Source organism: Parasedimentitalea denitrificans (genome assembly GCF_011813015.1).
In the GTDB taxonomy this organism is placed as follows: Bacteria; Pseudomonadota; Alphaproteobacteria; order Rhodobacterales; family Rhodobacteraceae; genus Parasedimentitalea; species Parasedimentitalea denitrificans.
This window is the reverse complement of record NZ_QHLQ01000037.1, coordinates 1-19,563: the sequence shown is the minus strand read 5'-3', so window position 1 is coordinate 19,563 and position 19,563 is coordinate 1. Positions and strand designations below refer to the sequence as shown.

General features: G+C 49.9%; 16 protein-coding genes and 1 pseudogene. 10 read left to right on the top strand and 7 right to left on the bottom strand.

What is annotated here, in order from left to right; genetic code table 11:
* The first annotated feature begins 512 nt into the window (after positions 1-512).
* The 3 genes from DL239_RS20450 to DL239_RS20440 all read left to right on the top strand — a co-directional run bounded on the left by DL239_RS20450 (position 513) and on the right by DL239_RS20440 (position 4,626).
* On the top strand, positions 513-1,478 hold the full coding sequence (locus DL239_RS20450; RefSeq protein ID WP_167685954.1) for a TAXI family TRAP transporter solute-binding subunit: 966 nt from the start codon (positions 513-515) through the stop codon (positions 1,476-1,478).
* A 110-nt stretch (positions 1,479-1,588) separates the two neighbouring features.
* The gene (locus DL239_RS20445; protein ID WP_167685953.1) at positions 1,589-4,198 is read left to right on the top strand and encodes a TRAP transporter permease; all 2,610 of its coding nucleotides are present in this window, start codon (positions 1,589-1,591) and stop codon (positions 4,196-4,198) included.
* The gene (locus DL239_RS20440) at positions 4,195-4,626 is read left to right on the top strand and encodes a universal stress protein (RefSeq protein WP_167685952.1); all 432 of its coding nucleotides are present in this window, start codon (positions 4,195-4,197) and stop codon (positions 4,624-4,626) included. The genes DL239_RS20445 and DL239_RS20440 overlap by 4 nt, the downstream gene beginning before the upstream one ends.
* Before the next feature lie 30 nt (positions 4,627-4,656).
* Here the strand turns inward: DL239_RS20440 and DL239_RS20435 are convergent, their stop codons facing one another.
* From DL239_RS20435 to DL239_RS20425, 3 genes are read right to left on the bottom strand one after another with little or no spacing between them, the layout of a single operon-like run.
* A complete protein-coding gene (locus DL239_RS20435; protein WP_167685951.1) occupies positions 4,657-5,706 on the bottom strand; it encodes a lipocalin-like domain-containing protein in 1,050 nt (349 codons plus the stop codon).
* Positions 5,696-8,095 carry an ABC transporter permease gene (locus DL239_RS20430; RefSeq protein ID WP_167685950.1) on the bottom strand — a complete coding sequence of 800 codons (2,400 nt, stop codon included), beginning with the start codon at positions 8,093-8,095 and terminating at the stop codon, positions 5,696-5,698. The genes DL239_RS20435 and DL239_RS20430 overlap by 11 nt, the downstream gene beginning before the upstream one ends.
* The gene (locus DL239_RS20425; protein ID WP_167685949.1) at positions 8,092-8,748 is read right to left on the bottom strand and encodes an ABC transporter ATP-binding protein; all 657 of its coding nucleotides are present in this window, start codon (positions 8,746-8,748) and stop codon (positions 8,092-8,094) included. Before DL239_RS20425 ends, DL239_RS20430 begins: the two co-directional genes overlap by 4 nt.
* A 153-nt stretch (positions 8,749-8,901) precedes the next feature.
* On the opposite strand from DL239_RS20425, the gene DL239_RS20420 reads away from it, so the two are divergent.
* Positions 8,902-9,360, top strand: coding sequence for a potassium channel family protein (locus DL239_RS20420; protein WP_167685948.1), 459 nt, complete (start codon positions 8,902-8,904; stop codon positions 9,358-9,360).
* Here DL239_RS20420 and cls read toward each other — a convergent pair.
* Positions 9,357-10,775, bottom strand: coding sequence for a cardiolipin synthase (cls, locus tag DL239_RS20415; protein ID WP_167685947.1), 1,419 nt, complete (start codon positions 10,773-10,775; stop codon positions 9,357-9,359). The two genes, DL239_RS20420 and cls, sit on opposite strands and share 4 nt — an antisense overlap.
* A gap of 302 nt (positions 10,776-11,077) precedes the next feature.
* Between cls and DL239_RS20410 the strand changes: the two genes are divergently transcribed.
* The gene (locus DL239_RS20410; RefSeq protein WP_167685955.1) at positions 11,078-11,938 is read left to right on the top strand and encodes a YihY/virulence factor BrkB family protein; all 861 of its coding nucleotides are present in this window, start codon (positions 11,078-11,080) and stop codon (positions 11,936-11,938) included.
* A 347-nt stretch (positions 11,939-12,285) separates the two neighbouring features.
* Here the strand turns inward: DL239_RS20410 and DL239_RS20405 are convergent, their stop codons facing one another.
* From DL239_RS20405 to DL239_RS20395, 3 genes are all read right to left on the bottom strand, one after another.
* On the bottom strand, positions 12,286-13,008 hold the full coding sequence (locus DL239_RS20405; protein WP_167685946.1) for an RlmE family RNA methyltransferase: 723 nt from the start codon (positions 13,006-13,008) through the stop codon (positions 12,286-12,288).
* A 98-nt stretch (positions 13,009-13,106) separates the two neighbouring features.
* Complete coding sequence (locus DL239_RS20400; RefSeq protein WP_167685945.1) at positions 13,107-13,676, bottom strand: winged helix-turn-helix transcriptional regulator; 570 nt, start codon at positions 13,674-13,676, stop codon at positions 13,107-13,109.
* A gap of 309 nt (positions 13,677-13,985) precedes the next feature.
* A complete protein-coding gene (locus DL239_RS20395; protein ID WP_167685944.1) occupies positions 13,986-15,098 on the bottom strand; it encodes a Ppx/GppA phosphatase family protein in 1,113 nt (370 codons plus the stop codon).
* A 292-nt stretch (positions 15,099-15,390) separates the two neighbouring features.
* Between DL239_RS20395 and DL239_RS20390 the strand changes: the two genes are divergently transcribed.
* The 5 genes and pseudogenes from DL239_RS20390 to DL239_RS20370 form a co-directional block, all read left to right on the top strand.
* Complete coding sequence (locus DL239_RS20390) at positions 15,391-15,687, top strand: virulence factor (protein WP_167685943.1); 297 nt, start codon at positions 15,391-15,393, stop codon at positions 15,685-15,687.
* Between the two features lie 26 nt (positions 15,688-15,713).
* Positions 15,714-16,640: a methylenetetrahydrofolate reductase gene (locus tag DL239_RS20385; RefSeq protein ID WP_167685942.1), complete on the top strand. Its 927-nt coding sequence runs from the start codon at positions 15,714-15,716 to the stop codon at positions 16,638-16,640.
* 9 nt (positions 16,641-16,649) lie between these two features.
* Entirely contained in the window at positions 16,650-17,705 is a 1,056-nt protein-coding gene (locus DL239_RS20380; protein WP_167685941.1) for a methyltetrahydrofolate cobalamin methyltransferase, read from the top strand.
* A 223-nt stretch (positions 17,706-17,928) separates the two neighbouring features.
* Positions 17,929-19,051 (top strand): annotated as a pseudogene (locus tag DL239_RS20375) (IS3 family transposase).
* A 284-nt stretch (positions 19,052-19,335) separates the two neighbouring features.
* A partial coding sequence (locus tag DL239_RS20370) for a transposase (RefSeq protein WP_206188570.1) occupies positions 19,336-19,563 on the top strand: 228 nt, incomplete at its 3' end.

Sequence of the window (19,563 nt, the reverse complement as noted above, 5' to 3'; positions counted from 1 at the left end):
TTACTGCACTTGGCATCCCCAAGACAGAGGCGATAGGCTAAATCCGTCCGGTGTCAGGGGAGGTCCGACCTCAACCCTATTTGTGCAACAAAGCCCTGCCGAGCTATTGATAGCTCTAACATAGATTGCAATTGTTTGTTTAAATGATTGTAATATATATATTTACGCCGCGTGATTTCGCTTGTTTCTTCCTCGTGTTCGACATGAAAGCTCGCTTTTAGTCCACATAACATCATATTATGCCTCCGCCTGCGGCGAATTGACCCTGCTTTCGACGGGGAAATTTGGATGGTGGTTGTCAAATAAGCAGAATTTGTCGTTATCCTGACTGCGACATAACTGCACACTCTTGACTTGCGCATTGTAGGGTGGAACCGTCTGGAAAGATCGGGACACTGCGTTGATTGTACGGCCTACCACGCCGAGAAATATCCTGCCGGGAAAATACCTGGGAGAATACAGAATGCCTGCGATCCCGATCTATAAACAATACAAGTGGGAGAGACTTGATCATGACAACTACTAAACTGACAGTTGGCGCGTTGTTGGCCGCCACGTTCATGGCTCCGGCAGCTATGGCTGAGGAATTCATCACCATCGGTACGGGCGGAGTAACTGGCGTTTACTATCCAACAGGCGGTGCAATCTGCCGTTTGGTAAACAAAGGTCGCAAAGAGCACGGTATCCGTTGTTCGGTCGAATCAACCGGTGGATCCGTCTACAACATCAACACAATTCGTGAAGGCGAGCTGGAATTTGGTGTTGCGCAGTCTGACTGGCAGCACCATGCCTTTAACGGAACATCAAAGTTCGAAGAAGCTGGTGCTTTTGAAGGCCTCCGCGCGGTGTTTTCGGTTCACCCTGAACCCTTTACCGTCGTGGCTCGTGCTGATTCCGGCATCAAGACCTTTGATGACCTTAAAGGTAAGCGTGTAAACATCGGTAACCCAGGTTCCGGTCAGCGCGGCACAATGGAAGTCCTGATGGGCGCCAAGGGTTGGGGCATGGATGCCTTTGCTCTGGCAACTGAGTTGAAAGCTGCTGAGCAGTCCGCTGCGCTGTGTGACAACCAGATCGACGCCATGGTTTACACCGTTGGTCACCCGTCGGGCTCCATCCAGGAAGCCACAACAGCCTGTGATTCCGTTCTGGTTACCGTTGATGGCGATGCCGTTACCGGCTTGATCGACGACAATGCGTTCTATCGTACAGCCAAAATCCCAGGAGGTATGTACCGTGGCTCGGATGCGGACACAGCAACCTTTGGTGTTGGCGCAACTTTTGTAACCTCGGATGCCGTTTCTGAGGAAGCTGTGTACACCGTTGTTAAGTCAGTTTTTGAAAACATCGACGCGTTCCGCAAGCTGCACCCAGCGTTCGCTAACCTTCAGCCAGAAGAAATGGCAACTGCTGGTCTGTCTGCTCCGCTGCACGCCGGTGCTGCGAAGTACTACAAAGAGCAAGGTTGGATTGAATAATCCAATCTAAAGTTCTGACGGGGCGCTTTTAGCGCCCCGTTTCACGCCCGGGGGACTGAGGCGTCAAAATCAAGGCCGCGTACAAACGACGGCCATAGGGGAGATTATCCATGACATCTGATGTTCATGAAAATCGGCCGCTTACCGAAGAAGAATTGCAAGATCTGGTGGCGTCTTCGGATGCCGGCGCGAGGAACCCTCCAGGGTCGATCGGGCTGTTTTTGGCAATTGTTGCGGTAATCTGGTCGGTGTTTCAGGTCATTCTGGCCTCACCGCTTTCCAACGTCTTGTTACCGGGAAGCGTGGTGAATAACTCACGGCAAATCCATTTGGCATTTGCTATTTTCCTTGCCTACACAGCCTATCCAATGCTGAAGACCAGTCCGAGGAATTTCGTTCCAATCCAAGATTGGATTATGGCCATCGGCGGTGCGTTCATCGCGCTATATGGCTATATCTTCTACCAAAAAGTGGTGAACTCCGGTGGCCTGGCCGACGACGTGGACAAGTGGTTTGCACTAATCGGACTGGTCCTGCTGTTCGAAGCAGCCCGTCGTGCTTTGGGACCAGCTATGGCGATCATTGCAGTGATATTCCTTGGTTATGTTTTCTTCGGCTCGTGGGATGGCTTACCAGACGTAATTCGCTGGAAAGGCGCCAGTCTGAAGAAGGCAATGAGCCATATGTGGATCACTTCGGAAGGGGTCTTTGGTATTGCGCTTGGCGTTTCGACCAAATTTGTCTTCTTGTTTGTGTTGTTTGGCGCGCTGCTAAGCAAAGCGGGCGCGGGCAACTACTTTATCAAGATGGCCTTTGGCGCACTTGGCCACTTGCGTGGTGGTCCTGCTAAAGCTGCCGTCGTTGGTTCTGCTGCTACTGGTCTGATCTCGGGTTCGTCAATTGCTAACGTTGTAACGACTGGTACCTTCACCATTCCGCTGATGAAACGTGTTGGGTTCTCTAGTGAACAAGCGGGTGCGGTTGAGGTTGCGTCATCGGTCAACGGGCAAATTATGCCACCGGTAATGGGGGCTGCGGCTTTCCTTATGGTGGAATATGTCGGCATTTCTTATGTCGAAGTGATCACTCATGCCTTCCTGCCAGCAACAATTTCCTACATTGCGCTTGTCTACATCGTGCATTTGGAAGCTGTGAAGCGCAACATGCCAACTCTTGGCAATCGCGTTGTGTCAATGGGTAGAACCATCGGCGGAATGGCCTTGTTCTTCGCTGGTTTTGCAGCACTTTGTTATGGTGTCAAATACCCCGTTCAGCTGGTTGCTTATCTAATGCCGGGTGTTTCAAGCATTGTTATGTCAGCAATCGTAGCTGTGACATACGTCGCGTTGCTGTGGGTTGCTTCAGGTGTAGAAGATCTGGTTCCAGATGATCCGAATGCCAAGGTGGTTGAACTACCGGTTGTGTCTGAGATCTACAAAGCTGGGTTGCATTACCTCCTGCCGATCATCGTGTTGGTCTACTTCTTGATGATCGAACAGAAGTCTCCAGGTCTGTCTGCGTTTTGGGCAACTGCGCTACTATTCGTGATTCTGTTGACGCAGAAACCTATCAAATCCATGTTCCGCGGTGAAAGCGAAACAGCCAATGCCGTTAAAGAAGGCATGGTGGATCTTTGGGATGGTTTGATCGAGGGCGCACGCAACATGATCGGCATTGCTCTGGCCACTGCCACGGCCGGTGTTATCGTTGGTACGGTGACTCTGACTGGTATCGGTCAGGTAATGGCCGATCTGGTTGAGTTCCTTTCCGGTGGTAATTTGATCCTGATGCTGGTTCTTGTTGGGCTCTTATCTCTTGTTCTGGGTATGGGGCTTCCAACAACTGCTAACTACATTGTTGTCAGTTCGCTGATGGCAGGTGTTGTTGTTGAACTGGGTGCGCAATCGGGGCTGGTTGTGCCGCTGATCGCCGTACACCTGTTTGTGTTCTACTTTGGCATTATGGCGGATGTGACACCGCCTGTCGGGCTGGCTAGCTTTGCCGCCGCGGCGGTATCAGGCGGCGACGCGATTAAAACCGGGTTTATCGCATTCTTCTATAGCCTGCGAACTGTGGCACTGCCGTTTGTATTCATCTTCAATACTGATTTGTTGTTGATAGATGTAACATTGGTGCAAGGTGTTATCGTTGCGATATCCGCAACCATTGCCATCCTTGTATTTACGGCTGGTACAATGGGATACTTCCTTACACGTTCTCGGATCTATGAGAGTGTTGGCTTGGTACTGGTTGCTTTTGTCTTGTTCAGGCCAGATTTCTTTATGGATAGGCTAATGCCGGCTCATAGTGAAGTTGCGCCCACTGAAATAGTACAGGCAATTAGCGCAGCCGAACCCGGATCAGAGTTGAGGATTACAGTCCAGGGCCCTGACTTTGATACCTCTAAAATCAAATCAACAACGTTGGTCATGATTATCGAGGGTGAGGGCGACGGACAGTCCCGCGCCGATGCATACGGGTTCATGTTGTTGGAAGAAGACGGGCTTATGAAACTTGATGAGCCAATGTTTGGTACTCCAGTATCGACCAAGATCGAGAGCTTTGACTTCTATGGTGATGAGCCTGTGCAAATCACCGCAGTACTAGCTCCTGCTGATCAGCTGCCCAAAGAACTGGTGTTTTTGCCTGCGCTTCTGTTGCTCGGTGTAATTGCAATGTTGCAGCGCGGCCGAGCCAGCAAAGAAGGAGTGCCAGCATGAGTAAGTCTATCCTTTGTGCGGTCGATCTTGGTAATGCTGAGATTGTTGACAAGGTCTTGGTTCAGGCGGCTAAGCTGGCTGAACTAGACAATGCACAGCTTGACGTGGTGACTGTTCTGCCCGATTTCGGCGAAAGCTGGGTTTCAGGTTTCTTCGAAGAGCATCACCACGAAAAGGCGGTCAAAGAAACGTCTGCACATTTGCGGGAAGTTTGTGAGCATGCGTTAGGGGCTGAGCTGAATGGAAAAGTCCGCCATTTGGTAGCAACTGGAACAGCGTATCAAGAGATCTTGAAAACAGCCAAAGCTGCTGGCGCAGATTTGATTGTGATCGGCGCTCACAAGCCAGATTTACAGGACTATCTGCTCGGACCCAACGCGGCCAGAGTTGTCCGGCACTCGGATTGCTCGGTCTTTGTCGTTCGATAAAAAGCAGAATAAGGGCGCCTTTCGGCGCCCTTATTCATATCCAGTCATCTCCAGATATCCACGGCCAGTATGGCTTCCTGATATTGTGACTGGCCCCTCCCAATACGGGAACAATGTACCCATCCAACTTTGCCTGTTAACTGGTTGAATTGTGACTGATATTTGTTTCTCATGTAAGGTAATTTGCCATTCAACTGGAATAGTTCGATCTTCAACTAATGCGTAATCCAACGGTGCCGCTTGGAATGCGCCAGGTTGCAGTGGTGCCGCGTGCCCGTCGGCATCAATCCAAGTGCCTGAGGTAAAGTCACCATTCTCACTTCGAAGAATAAAGCCCATCAGTTTATCTCCGCTTTCGAAGCTAAGCGAAAACCAGTTCCAGCCACTTTGATCTTCTTCTAAGGGTTGGCTTGACCACTCACGATCTAACCACCCTTGACCTGAGACCTCCACTGAACGGTCCGCAAGGGCTAGTACTCCAGTGACTTCGTAATGTGGCTGCGAGTAGTAATGGCTGGCTTGGCCGTTTGCTGATTTTACTGAATAGCCGTTATCCCCATGTAGAACCAACGGACCGTTCGCACTCATTGACAGATCATAGGCGAAAGATTCACTACTTGATGTAACCGTCAGATTATTAAGTGTTTCATCTGGGCTAGTAAGCTCCCAATTGTCTATCCAAGCTGTGAACGGTTGGGTTGCTACCCCCGCCTGTCCGATTCCGCCTCTGGCCAAACGTTCATCAAAGTGATGGTCCTCTGGGGTGGTTACTCCTGCATGCCCCATCCAGATCTGAGGGTTGGACCATCCATCAGGATTTCCAGCGCTCAAGGCTGAACGGAAAAGCGTCCATTGAACACCATATTCACGACCATCAGTTCCTTTAAGATTGGCCGTCAAATACCACCATTCAACGCGAAAATCAGGGTGAGCACCATGATCATGTGGAAATTTCAGAGCCTGCGATCTGTCAGGGTTAGAAAAGCCAGAAACTTGAGTTCCGAGCCCGGCATACCCTTGAGCTGAGCCAATAAGTGGATAGCAAGCGATTGAGCAAACAAGCAGTAGCTTAACGCTCATGGGCAAATACCTCTAGGAGTTCCGAAGGTTTTATACGCGCCAGCTTAAATGCAGGGAACGCTGCCGCTATAATAGCCGCAATCCACGCGAGCCCAAGCAGTCGCAACCAGTCCATCGGAAATAGAAACATTGGAAGTTTCCAGCCAAATGCTTCGACATTGATGATAGATAACAACACCCAAGCCAGAAGAAGGCCAAGTGGCAACGCCAAAACTGCTGCCAAAGTGGCAAGTGCGAGGCTACGTAGCAATTCTAACCATGCCAACTGTCGCCTAGTTACTCCTAATGCCCAAATCGGCGCTAGCTGAGGTAACCGAATGTTCCAGAGTGTCAGTAAGCTAGTCAGTATAGCGAAGCCTGCTACTCCTAAGGTAAGCAAATTCAAAGCTCCGGTCACAATGAAAGTCCGATCAAAGACAGCAAGGGATCTTGCTTTGATATCGGTTGTATCAATGGCGAGAATATCTCTGGAATCAAAGTCTTCTTGAAGCTCCTTCATTAAGGCTGGGACTTCTTTTAAAGGCAGTTTCAAGCCGAATTGGCGGTTAGGGACATCAGGCACATTATGAAGTAGGTTTGACAATGAGACTAAAACTTGACCATGTGGATTTCCGTAGTCTGAATAGACGCCGGAAACCGTTACTTTCCAATCTGTTGAAAGTGCAAGCTCGTCTCCTGGCCACAAATTCAGGCGACGGGCTAGCTGTTCATTTATTAGGGCTCCTGAGCCAATAAACACATCGTCCCAGAGAGTTTCCACGGCCTGCAGAACTGGCCAGTTCTTCCGGTATCTGGAATGATCCATAGCTCCATAAACCCGTATTGGAATACCCATACTTGAAATTTCGGCCCAACGTATTGGAAGTGAGGTGACACCCCGTGAGTCAAGCCAGTTTACCAATTCGCTAGCTTGTTCGTCATTATTCACTGACACATATATTTCTGATGAAAATCGTTGGTTCATCCAGCCAAGGAAGGTGAGGCGAAAGCTGGAAACCATTGTTCCGACGCCAATATTGGTCGCGAGTGCTAACATCAAAGCCATCATTGCAAGTGAAACACCCGGGAGTTGCGCTCGCATATCCGCCCAGACCCACTCAGATAGAGCGCCACTCGCAGCTTTTTCCGCTATGGTTAGAATTTTCGACAGTAGTAGTGGAAGAAGTAGGGCTGATCCCAACATCAACCCTGCCAGTAGGGCGAAACCAACTAATAGCCCATCAAACAGCACCATCGCGATACCGCCCGTCACGATCAGACCGCTGCCAGTGATTGCCATCATTTTGTAACCAGTTCCAGCTGTGTGTGCGCGCGATTGAAATCCTGGTATCGTTAGAATTGGCATTTTGTAAAAACTTGCAAATGCATGGCCACTGGCCAGCGCGGTTCCAAAGAGTGCCATTCCAAGCCCTGAAAGAACCCAAGATGGTCGCAACGCTAACTCACCCTCGACGGACTCGCCATAAATGCCATTTAATGTTGAACTAACGTCTGGAAGGAGAGCACCTGCCAGGAGGTATCCAAGTATCAAGCCTATTCCGCCTGCAGTCAGAGCAACTAACACGAGTTCGCTTAGTAGCAATACTACCAATTGATTTAGGGAGAGGCCCATGGCTCTTAGTGTTCTGAACAAATTGCGTCTTTGCTCTATCCCCAAACCGACTGTGCCCTGCACTATGAAAAGGCCAACCGCAAATGACAGAAAACCAAAAGCGGTTAAGTTAAGGTGGAAACTATCCGCGAGACGTCCTGTTTGTGAGCCGTTCGCCGATTGAAGAATTAGGTTTGGTGCCAGAACTGCCAACGGCGTCAAGCCTATTGACTTGTTCTGCAAAACTATCAATCGAGAGAGCTGCCCGTGATGGGTCAACAGTTGTTCTGCTATGGAGATGTCAGTTAGTACAACTCCCGTCGGCAGGCTATCAGTCAGGGTAATCGGTGGTAAATCGGGAATGCCGTCTAATTTTTCCTTCGTATTAGGGTGGAGGAATATTTGTAATGGTGAAGTCAGATTAACTAATTTGAATGTTGTAGCATCTGTTAGAGCAGAAGCAGATGGGTGGCTCAGTGGATCAATCCCAATAAGTCTGACGGATCCTTTGGGAAGCCGCCATCGCCCCTCAATAACAGGGGCCAGCTTCCACCCAGCGCGCCGCAAATTTACATAGCTAGTAACTGGAATTGTTCCATTTTCTGGGATCAGAACATCCAAACCAGAAAAACCTAGTTGAGCTGAAGCGCGTGCGTAGGATGCCCGAGCCTCGCTGTTAATAGCCTGAACAGCAGACCATAAGGCCGTTGCTATTGCCAGTCCGACAACCAGTGCAAGTAGCTGCAATGGATGCTTTTGCCAATGTGATATCAATGCGCCAAATGTAGCGCGTTTCATTGAAGGCTTCCTTCGCTCAAATGTATTTGACGTTCCAATTGTGAGGCAATTCTCGAAGAGTGTGTCACAAGAAACAGAGAGGCCCCACTGGTCTGGATCAGTTCCATCAGCAGTTTCATTACCTCAGAACTGGTCGTTTCGTCCAAGTTTCCAGTAGGTTCATCGGCAAGAAGGAGCTTTGGACGAACCGCCAGAGCCCTCCCAATGGCTACACGTTGCTGCTGTCCACCTGAAATCTGTTCTGGATAGCGGTCAACAAGATCTGAAAGGCCCAGACGCTGTGTTAGTGTGGAAATCCACTCCAAATCTAATCTACCGCCTAGTCTAGCATGTAGCGAAAGATTCTGCTCTACAGTGAGTGAAGGGATAAGGTTAAACTGCTGAAAAACCAGCGCAACCTCGGTTCGACGCATCATGGAACGCGCCTTGTCCGAAAGCCCGGTTAGGCTGGTTCCATCGATACTGATATCCCCACTATCGTAATGATCTAGGGCAGCGATTAGGTTTAACAGGGTGCTTTTCCCTGACCCACTTTCACCAGTTAGCGCAACGCTGGTCCCAGCCTTTAGTTCGACTGAAACATCGCAAAGCACTGCCCGTGTTTCAGGGGAGTCTGAATAACGTTTGCTAACACTTCGGACACTCAGCAGCATGACGCTATCATCTCCTAGTTGCCTACATCTGTACTAGATCTCAGTAAGTGAATACTTGATAGCAGAAACTGTCCAGAACAGTCTGGCGCGCTGATATTTTAGATTATACTTATTCCGTATCATTGCAGTAGGCGGATTTAAAAGGAATGAGGCATGGCGTTACATCAGCAGCTCTTGTGGGGAAGCCTTGTTCTAATTTTATGCTTGATTCTGGAAACCGCAATTTTACTATTGTGTGCCAAGGCACTAGCGCGGTTCTCCAGTAGGTTTAATGACTCGTTAAAGCCACGACACACAGCTTTTCTAATCTTCATCTCACTGTCGTTTGTTTTGTTTGCGCATACTCTGCAGGTTTGGATATGGTCTTCCGGATTTGTTCTGTCTGGCGCGCTGCCGGACTGGAACACTGCCGTATACTTCTCTTTGGTGACCTATACGACGTTGGGCTATGGGGATGTTGTTTTGGGCCCAGGGCTTCGGATATTCGCGGCTTTTTCAGCTGTTACAGGGCTACTTGGTTTTGGTATCAGTACAGCGTTTCTCGTCGGTGCTATTGGTAAGGTTTTTGCTGTAGATCAGACTGTAGATCAGACTGTTGATCGAGACAGTTAAAGAACAGGAGCGAAAAGCCTCGCAACTGGAGCAGCGAGACGGATTAGAAGTTTCTGCTGGTCTAGTCCCTCGATTATCTCAAATGCATGCGTAAAGTCGGTTTCAAGCATCCTTGAGACCTGTTGGGCTGCATTTCTGTCGAAGAAAAAAGCCATCGTTTCGAAATTCAACCGGAACGAACGATTGTCTAGGTTGGTAGTACCAATACCTGCGATGGACTCATCGATTAGAACGACCTTTTGATGCATGAATCCTTGATTGTAACGAAAAATCCTAACTCCTGCTGCGCGCAGGTCATCAAAGTAAGAATATGCAGCCAGCCAAGGCGCATAATGATCAATGTTGTCTGGCAACAGAATGCGAACATCTAGCCCTTTCAGTGCCGCGTGTTTAAGTGCTGAGAGGACGTCCAGATCAGGTACAAAATAGGGGGAAGTGATCCAAATTCTCTCCTTTGCCGCCGAGATGGCAGAGAAGAACATCATGGAACCAGTCTCAGTGGTGCTGTCTCCTGGGCCGGTTGCGATAATTAGTGCTGCGAAGTTCTGTTTTGATAGTTGTGCAGTCCAGTCCAGAAGGTCCAGCAAATGCTCCTCGGTTAGCCAATGCCAATCCTCTGCAAAAGACAATTGAAGTTGAAGTACCGCGGGTCCAGTAATTCGAACATTGGTGTCTCTCCAGGCACCAAAGCTAGGATCTTTTCCCAAATACTCGTCACCGACATTTAGCCCACCCGTAAACCCAACCTTTCCGTCTATAATGACTGTCTTTCTGTGATTTCGAAAGTTGAGGAGGAACCTGTGCTTTGGGCCGCGCCGTGTTCTGGGGTCCACTAAGTTAATCCCTGCTTCCTGAAGTCTGGCTGAATAGCTATGCGGCAGTGAATGACTTCCAACTGAGTCTGTAATGAACCAAACGGCCACTCCGCGTTCGGTTGCGGCAAGCATATGGTCCCTTAAACGTCTGCCTAAACCATCATCGCGCACAATATAAAATTGTACTAATACATAGTCTTCGGCAGCATCTATAGCGTTGAAAATACGACTAAAAGCATCCTTTCCGTTTATTAACAGCTCAAACCCGTTTCCACAACAAACTGGAAGTCCCGCTACGGCTTCAAAAGGGGCTGGATTAACCTGCAACGCTTCAGGATTAACTGCATAGTTATGAGAGAAATCCTTGATTCCCTGAACTGTGCGAGCTGATTGGCGTCTTGCGTCACGATAGCTTTTGAATCTGTGGTGACCAAAAAACATATAGGCGGGCAGGGCGATAACTGGGAGTGAGAGCAAGAAAACAACCCAACCCATTGCCCCCTGAGGAGTTCGGGCTGTTCGAGCTGCGCTGAGTGCAAAAAAACCAGCAGCAATCCACGTGGTTAAAACCATCAGAGTGCTAAGGGTGATCGACAGCATGTGTTTTGCCCCGGCTTTACAAACGTTTAGCAGCTGCATGATCCGAAAAAGCGAGATGTCGGATCATCTCAAAAGAATTAGAAGTTAACTAAAATCATGCCTTTGTCATAAAAATATTGCTACAAAATAATGACTTTTTCAGAAGTGCGAAAATCTATTGACGCGGAATTCCAAGGAAATGGATTGAATAATGCGGTTGCTTCTTAATGTAATTCTCGACTTATGTGGAGCAAACGGGTGTCAGACGGGATACTAGCTCGTGCCCGGCTCCCGAACAGTTAGACAGATTGGTGCTTTTTCTGATGCAGAAGCCACTTTACATATTGTTTCCTCGCGCTTTATTGGCTGCAGCGAAGCGGTTTCATCGCAAGCAAGGCTGGGTGCTAAGTAGCCATATTGCAATGTCCATGATGTTGGCACTATTCCCTTTTGTACTGTTTACTGTGGCCTTGGCCGGGGCGGTGGCAGGAATGCTGTCACAAGATGTGCAGCTAGAGGATATGGTTGACCTTGTTTTTGGTGCATGGCCACCCGCCGTTGCCGAACCAATTGTGAGCGAGCTTTACGCCGTCCTGGAGGCGTCTAATTCAAGGTTGATGACCTTGGGTGGTGTCTTTGCCCTGTACTTTGCTTCAAATGGCGTTGATGCAGTTCGCTTGGCTATGGTTCAGGCGTATCGCGATGACGACCCCCGTCCATTTTGGAAATGCCGATTATTATGCCTAGCTTTCGTAGTTCTCGGGGGGGGGGGCATCATGGCGACTGCATTTTTTGAATTTCTGCTACCCTTAAGTGCTCGTTATTTGGCAGATTTCTTTCCGCAGTTAACGGTTGGAATTGGCTGGGAGGGTGGTTTGAACGGGTTGTTGGTGGCGGCTGCCCCGCTGGTAGCGGTCTTGGCCTGCCACATCTGGTTGCCCGGGCACATACATAAAGTGCGTCACATTCTGCCAGGAGCGATCTTGACCGTAGTAATGTGGTGGGCGGCGAGTTGGGGGTTTTCTGTTTATGTAAGCGGGTTTGCACGATACTCTGCAACCTATGCCGGACTGGCTGGGGCAATGGCCGCGCTGATTTTCCTCTATCTTAACGCAGCGATCCTAATTTTGGGAGCTGAGTTCAACGGTGCATTAATCCAGGCTTTAGACCCAAAGAAACGCTAAGGTACGTCGTCGATATAGCGTCGTGGTCTGCTGAGTGAACTCGATAAGATTTCGCCAGAGGAAAAATGGCGAAATTGCCTCAATTCGGCCATCCCCTAGGCATAGTTGTTACCTACACTTTAACCATAAAGTGGACCATTTCTAGGATGGAAAGGGGATCTGATGACGCGGTTAAGTGCAAAAATTCGGCATTCGCAACTGTTTGAGCTGATACGCCAAAAGAATGTGGCAGATCAGGTTTCAGTCAGGCTTAGAGTATCCAAACGAAGTGAGGGTGAGCTAGGAGAGACCCTGATGTTTCGCGCATTGGCGGAGCGTTCCTTAAAGCAATCAGATGGTCGAAGAGCTTAACTCTCTCCCCTAAATCCCATGGCAACAACAAATTTCTCAGAACTGTCTGAGCGAGATGATGGGGGCTTCATGTACATAACCTTGGTGAACTTCTGCTTTAGAACCTTTTGCAATTCACCTTCAGCTCCCCCAGCCAGAACCTTAGCGACGAAAGTTCCTCCATTTTCGAGCACATCGAAAGCGAAGTAGGCCGCAGTCTCACAAAGTGAAATAATTCGAAGGTGGTCGGTTTGTTTATGGCCGCAGCTGGCTGCTGCCATATCCGACATGACAACATCTGCTTTGCCGCCCAGCCATTCTTTGACCTGCGTATCCGCTCCATCATCCATGAAATCAAGTTGATGTAGCTCAGCGCCGGCAAGGCTTTCCATTTCCTGCAGGTCAACACCCAGAATAGTACCGACTGCTTTGCCTTTTTTCTCGCCCAATGCATTTACGCGTTTTACCGCTACTTGGCACCAGCCACCTGGAGCGCAGCCAAGGTCAACGACGCGCGCACCAGGAACTAGAAAACGAAATTTATCGTCAACTTCCATGATCTTATAAGCCGCTCTTCCTCGGTAACCTTCTGCTTGGGCGCGTTTGACGTAGGGGTCATTTAACTGACGCTGCAGCCAGCGACTTGAGCTTAGCGTCCGACCACGTGCGGTCTTAACCTTGACCTTGAGATCGCGTTGACCACGACCTGATGTATTCTTGCCGGTTGGTGTTTTAGTCATCTCAATGGTCCATTTCTTTCCGTCAGGCGGCCAAGTTTTGAAAGCCCTGATGAGGTATAGGTCGATTTAGGCTAACGCGACACAAAGGAAAAGGGGTTTTACCCCTGTAAATGCGATTGCGCAGCCATCATGAGTGCCATGAACTCATACTCTTTACCAATGGTGTGCACAGTTATTTTGCAATGTTCGGCGGCAAAATATTCAAATGTCATTTTGGTTTCTAGGAACTTGAGAATGGCTTCATTATTGGTATCGAGTTCCAAATCGGGTGAAAGTACGGTGTGACTGTACACATTCACTGAACCAAATTTCACAATGAGAGTAAGCTGTTCGTCGTCAACATTAAACGTTGCAACCAAATCTTGGTGGGGAGCAAGCGCGAGCTTGCAGGCTGTTCCTAAAATGACTGCGATTGCACGAATGTTTTCTCTAGAGCTGACATCTCCTTTCGGTTCAAACTGTGTTCCTAGTTTCGCTAACTCAAACAGAAGATCGCTGGTTTTACGTCCGAGTTCGGTGAGTTGGTATAGCTTAGTTCCGTGCTTGCCGTCTTTTTTGTTGACCAGATTGTCCGCGGTCAAGGCACTGAGTCTATTTGCCAGAAGGTTTGCAGCGATGCCGGTACGGTCGATTGGGCAGGCGAGATTGTATGTTCGGCCTTTGGCCATGTGTGCCTCGCTCCTCGACTTTATAAAGTAAAGTTGCAGGTCCTAATAACAAAGTGAGCGAATGAGCTTTCAATAGTAATGTCTCGCTATACGACGTTGGTTGGTTGGGAGGCAGGTTGGGAGGAGAGCGACGCCACGAGGTGTGTTTGATTGGTCGCCTAACTGGGAATAGACCACGCCCTAGGCCAAAGGAATAGCTGAGTTCGTTGGAGAAATGAATGTCAGAAGATTGATTTTAAGAGATATCTGGTCGGACGCAGCTAGGTTTGGATCCGGGTCGACCCTTGCATCTAGGTAAACCCTTGCATGTTAGAATGGGCTATCGTCCAATACTCCAGCCGCGCTCATCTGTGCATAAAGAAGACCCTCGCGTAAGCCCCTGTCAGCAACGGATAAGCGGTCGGTTGGCCAACACCGGAGCAATGCTTGCAAAATTGCTGAGCCTGACATGATAAGAGCCTGACGGTCCTCTCCGATGCGAGGATCACGCCTTCGGCCTAATGGACCCAAATCAAGGTAGCCTCTTATAACTCGATCAATTTGATCACTGGTCATTCGAAGGCCATCTACTTTGGTTCTATCGTATCGCTTGAGGCCGAGGTGGGATGCAGCAACGGTTGTAACAGTGCCTGATGTCCCAACTATCTGAAACCCAGCGCGATCTTGTTGGTCTTTGTAAGGTGCGAATTCAGAAAGGTTTTCCTCAAAGAACCAACTCATGAGAGCAAACCGTGCTGCATCATCGTCGACGTCTATGAATTGGTCGCGTAACGTAGCAACACCCAATGGGACGGAAATCCAATCCACTACTTTTGCGTTCGGAAACAGGCTGTCGTTAGAATTGAATCCACTGTGCAACCGCATAATTGCGGCAGGCCGATCACGCCGAGGAACGGAAGAAATGTCGATCCACACCAGTTCAGTGGAGCCGCCGCCGATATCAACAACCAGCAGCTGCTCCGTTTGTGTTGACACCAACGGGGCACAAGAAATCACCGCCAACCGAGCTTCTTCTTCTGGCTGGATGATTTCTAGGGTCAGCCCGGTTTCACGTTTAACTTGGCGAATGAACTCACGGGAGTTCTTTGCTCTACGGCAGGCTTCGGTAGCCACCAGACGCATATGCGAAACCCGGTTTCTGCGAAGTTTCTGCTGACAAATCCGCAATGCTTGAATGGTGCGCGCCATCGAAGACCGAGACAAGCGTCCGGTCCGCTCCAATCCAGCGCCGAGCTGCACTGACTTGGAAAAGCTATCCACTACATGGAAGCCGCTACCCTTGGGTTGGGCAATCAGCATCCGGCAGCTATTTGTACCCAAATCCAACGCTGCATACAAAGCGTCGGGATTGGGGCGGGCTGGTACAGGAGGCTCGACCACCTTGGGGAACGCGCCGGTACCATTAGAACGCCTGGGCGCCATGTGTCACGCCCTCCGATTATCGTGTTACTTTGACCATAGGTGCGCGGGCGGGTGCGCGCAAGGTACTGTAAGAGCCTGCCGATAACTTGGCGCATTGGTTTCCCTATCAAACTCATAAACCAGATGAATATAATGACGATTCCGACCTGTGGCCTTTGCACAGGTAAAAATGTAATTTCCAAGTATTGAAAACGTCGCTCTGAACTCACGGTCTGTCGAAATCCGACTTACGCGCTGCCCATAGGCGCACTAAGACTGCAAGTAACAGAGTTATCTGAAGGGAAGTACGGCAATGCCTGAGGTTACTGTAGTCTACTGGCGCGATATACCGGCTCAGGTTATCGTAGGAAGAGGTCGCCGGGGCGCTAAACATCAGCTCGAGGAGCGGTTCGAACAAGCAATCGATCGCGCGGCCATGAAAGTAAATGCGAAAGACGCAGATGCTTATCTAGCAGAGTGGCGAAAGGCAGAACCGTATTCGATGGATGGGGATGCAGCAGATATTGTGGTCTCCGAAGCCAAGCGACTTGAGTCCGAGTATGATCAAAGCCGCCTTAAGATACTGATTCAAAACGACGGATGGGCCTAGGCTCGGCACGAATATGGGAGGTCTTTATGGCTTTGTTAAACTTCAAGAAACGTGATCTTGGCGGTGTTGAGCCTGCCAAGGCTCATGTTGAGGCATTTCTTCAGGGGTATTCGATTGAGGTAATGCCCCGAACAGCCGCTAAGATCGAAGATTTTCGTGATTTGCTGCCCGTCGGCACGCGTGTTTATATCGCTCATATTGATGGCACGCCAATTGAGGAAATGGTTTCGACCGCCAAGCGCCTGAATAACCAGGGTTTTCCGGTTATGCCACATTTCCCCGCACGAATTATCCAGGATAAGTCGACACTGGCGGATTGGGTTGAGCGCTATCAAGGCGAGGCCGACGTCAAGCAGGCCCTGCTGCTTGCAGGAGGAGTGAAAACACCGTTGGGTGATTTTGAAAGCTCAATGCAATTGTTGGAAACCGGATTGTTCGACAAGGCTGGGTTTACCCATTTGAATGTTGCGGGTCATCCCGAAGGGAACAAGGATATTGACCCCGATGGTTCCGATAAGAATGTCCTAGAAGCCCTTTTATGGAAACAAAAGTTTTCGGAACGTACAGACGCCAAGATGGCATTGGCGACCCAGTTCGCTTTTGAAGCGGATCCGATAATTGAATGGGCTGATGCTATTCGTGCTGCCGGGGTCGATATCCCTATCCACATCGGTATCGCAGGCCCTGCCAAACTTCAGACATTGATCAAGTTTGCTATCGCGTGTGGCGTTGGGCCCTCACTCAAAGTGCTGCAAAAACGTGCGATGGACGTTACCAAGCTGTTGCTGCCCTACGAGCCAACGGATGTGATCGAGAAGCTTGCTGCGCACAAGGTGGCCAATCCGGACTTTAACATTACAAATGTGCACTTTTTCCCTCTTGGCGGCATCAAGGCCAATGCCAACTGGGCTATTAAAAATGGCGGTGCTTCTGCAAAGCCAGTCAACTCCTAAGGATCAATAATGACCCGTACTGTTGTAGAATCTAAAACTAAAACCGCTGTTCTTGGCTTTGATGAACCGTTCTGCGTGATTGGTGAGCGGATCAATCCTACCGGCCGCAAAAAGCTGGCAGCCGAGCTGGAGGCTGGCGATTTCTCGACCGTTGAGAAAGACGCTGTAGCGCAGGTGTTGGCTGGGGCCAACATTCTCGATATTAATGCGGGTGTTGTCTATAACTCCAACCCAAACCCAAACGAGACTGAGCCGCCATTGATGGCCAAAATAGTTCGCATGGTTCAAGGTTTGGTCGACGTTCCGTTGTGCATTGACAGCTCGGTACCTGGTGCTCTAGAGGCCGGTTTGGCAGAGGCTGAAGGGCGCCCGCTACTGAACTCAGTCACGGGCGAGGAAGACCGTCTTGAGCTAGTGCTTCCGCTGGTGAAAAAATACAACGTGCCAGTTGTTGCAATTTCTAACGACGATACTGGCATCTCTGAAGATCCCGACGTTCGCTTTGCAGTCGCTAAAAAAATTGTCGAGCGGGCGGCTGATTTTGGGATCCCGGCCCACGATGTTGTTGTGGATCCCTTGGTTATGCCAATTGGTGCCATGGCTACTGCAGGACAGCAAGTGTTCGCCTTGGTGCGCCGTCTTCGGGATGAGTTGGGGGTTAATACCACATGTGGCGCCTCCAATGTTTCGTTTGGTTTGCCAAACCGCCACGGAATAAATAATGCATTTCTGCCGATGGCGATGGGTGCAGGAATGACCAGTGCCATCATGAATCCGGTTGCGCTTCCGATTTCCCAAAAGAAAATCGCAGAGAAAAAAGCTGAGGTTGAAGCGGCCGGTATTGTTCTGCCTGCTGGCATGGACGATGAAGCGTTTGTATCGATGTTCGGAATGGGATCAACCAAGCCACGCGCGGGAAGCGAAATGACCGCCATTCGGGCGGCAAATTTGCTAACGAACAATGACCCACATGGAAGCGAGTGGATCAGCTCTAACAAGGCTCCATCGAAAGGTGGGGAAGAAGGCCGTGGCCGCCGCGGAGGTGGACGTCGCCGTCGCGGTTAATACGACCTGATAGTGGTATTCAGGGCTGTGCCTATTGCTGATAGCCTTGAATACTCTTTTACTTGAAAACACCAAACCAAATGTCTCCGGATAGCTCACTAGCGCTCTACGAAAGAATCTCATTGATTGTTTTAGAACTCCACTGCCTGATTAAGTACTTTGGGCCTGTAACGGTTTGATGCCGCTCCTTTGCTAGCATTTATTGCACCAAGGGCGATGGAGTATGGGACTGAGACGGACGGACGAATTCCGCCAAGGTGCGGATCACATTGACCACTGGGCTGACGCGTAAGCAGGTGGCGGATGATCTGGGTGTCGGGATGTCGACGCTGAACAAGTGGATCACGGCCCATCGAGTTACAGACGTGATTTCGAAAGAGGGCTTAGACCTCGCCAAGGAGAATGACCGACTTCGACGTGAAGTCCAGCTTCTCAAGAAGGAGAGGGAAATTCTAAAAAAGGCAACCCAGTTCTTCGCGGGTCTAATGCAATGAGATTTTGGTTCGTTGAAGAACACAGATCCGACTTTGCTGCCAATCGCTTGTGTGTGGTTGTTGGCGCCAGAACGCGTGGTCTACGGACATTCCGCAATCGTCCTGCCAGCCGTTGGCAACGATCTGATCTGGTCACTCTGGCGCACATCAAGGAGCAGTCCCGTCTCAGCTTGGACAGCTATGGCAGGCCACGGATGACCGAAGAATTGAAGGAAAACGGTCTGGATGTTGGGTATCGTCGTATTGGCAGGTTGATGCGCCAGAACGGCATTTCAGTTGTCAGAACGAGCAAACACAAGGTCACAACGGACAGTGACCACAAGTTCAATATGCGCCAAACCTTCTGGACCGCGACTGCGCAGCGGAACGTCCAAACCAAAAATGGGCTGGCGATATCGGTTATGTCTGGACCCGCGAGGGGTGGGTGTATCTGACGGTGATCCTAGATCTGCAATCCCGGCGCGTTATTGGCTGGGCAGTCTCAAACAGGATGAAGCGTGACCTTGTGATCCGGTATTGAATATGGCCATCGCGTTCGGGTCGCCGTCCAATGGTTGCCTGCACCATACGGATCGCGGCAGCCAATATTGTTCGCATGACTATCAGAAAATTCTGCGGCAGCATGGCTTCAAGGTATCGATGAGTGGCAAAGGTAATTGCTATGACAATGCAGCTGTTGAGACCTTTTTCAAAACCATCAAGGCAGAGCTGATCTGGCGTCGGTCACGGGAAACGCGGCGGGAGGCTGAGATGGCTATCTTTGATTACATCAACGGCTTCTACAACCCGCGCCGTAGGCACTCAGCACTGGGCTGGAAAAGTCCTGTCGCCTTCGAACGGAAGGCGGCTTAAACGAGCACTGGGACGACACTAAAGCGCGACAGGTCCAGTGATCCACCAATTCAGCGTCGACAAGCCAACACCAAGTGCATCCCCCCTGCTTTATAGGCTCGTAACATGCAGATTGAGATATCAAGGGGTAATTGACGAGCTAAAAGCAAAGTGAGTCGAATGCTGCAACTTGGACTCCCGTTGGATCATGACGGCTTTTGTGAGGCTTTATAGTGCATTGGGCTTTGTTGCACAAATCGGTTGATGGGATTCACTGTATGAATCCAGCGTGATAGTTGGGGTTCATGAGCAGGTGGACACCGACGACTTACAAGACCAGGAACTGGTCAGACTACAACCTAGCCCTAAAACAGCGCGGTTCGCTGTCGATCTGGTTTGATGCAGAGATGGCATGGGACGCGACGCCATCTGGCAGGAGGGGACGTCAGCAGTCTTATAATGATGCCGCGATACAAGCTTGTCTGACGATCAAAGTGCTGTTTGGTTTGCCCCTGAGGCAAACGACTGGGTTT

What these genes read in the sequence shown, in the direction of transcription:
- DL239_RS20450 (WP_167685954.1), top strand. Translation starts at nt 513, where the DNA reads ATGACAACTACTAAACTGACAGTTGGCGCGTTGTTGGCCGCCACGTTC.
- DL239_RS20445 (WP_167685953.1), top strand. Translation starts at nt 1,589, where the DNA reads ATGACATCTGATGTTCATGAAAATCGGCCGCTTACCGAAGAAGAATTG.
- DL239_RS20440 (WP_167685952.1), top strand. Translation starts at nt 4,195, where the DNA reads ATGAGTAAGTCTATCCTTTGTGCGGTCGATCTTGGTAATGCTGAGATT.
- DL239_RS20435 (WP_167685951.1), bottom strand. Translation starts at nt 5,706, where the DNA reads ATGAGCGTTAAGCTACTGCTTGTTTGCTCAATCGCTTGCTATCCACTT.
- DL239_RS20430 (WP_167685950.1), bottom strand. Translation starts at nt 8,095, where the DNA reads ATGAAACGCGCTACATTTGGCGCATTGATATCACATTGGCAAAAGCAT.
- DL239_RS20425 (WP_167685949.1), bottom strand. Translation starts at nt 8,748, where the DNA reads ATGCTGCTGAGTGTCCGAAGTGTTAGCAAACGTTATTCAGACTCCCCT.
- DL239_RS20420 (WP_167685948.1), top strand. Translation starts at nt 8,902, where the DNA reads ATGGCGTTACATCAGCAGCTCTTGTGGGGAAGCCTTGTTCTAATTTTA.
- cls (WP_167685947.1), bottom strand. Translation starts at nt 10,775, where the DNA reads ATGCTGTCGATCACCCTTAGCACTCTGATGGTTTTAACCACGTGGATT.
- DL239_RS20410 (WP_167685955.1), top strand. Translation starts at nt 11,078, where the DNA reads ATGCAGAAGCCACTTTACATATTGTTTCCTCGCGCTTTATTGGCTGCA.
- DL239_RS20405 (WP_167685946.1), bottom strand. Translation starts at nt 13,008, where the DNA reads ATGACTAAAACACCAACCGGCAAGAATACATCAGGTCGTGGTCAACGC.
- DL239_RS20400 (WP_167685945.1), bottom strand. Translation starts at nt 13,676, where the DNA reads ATGGCCAAAGGCCGAACATACAATCTCGCCTGCCCAATCGACCGTACC.
- DL239_RS20395 (WP_167685944.1), bottom strand. Translation starts at nt 15,098, where the DNA reads ATGGCGCCCAGGCGTTCTAATGGTACCGGCGCGTTCCCCAAGGTGGTC.
- DL239_RS20390 (WP_167685943.1), top strand. Translation starts at nt 15,391, where the DNA reads ATGCCTGAGGTTACTGTAGTCTACTGGCGCGATATACCGGCTCAGGTT.
- DL239_RS20385 (WP_167685942.1), top strand. Translation starts at nt 15,714, where the DNA reads ATGGCTTTGTTAAACTTCAAGAAACGTGATCTTGGCGGTGTTGAGCCT.
- DL239_RS20380 (WP_167685941.1), top strand. Translation starts at nt 16,650, where the DNA reads ATGACCCGTACTGTTGTAGAATCTAAAACTAAAACCGCTGTTCTTGGC.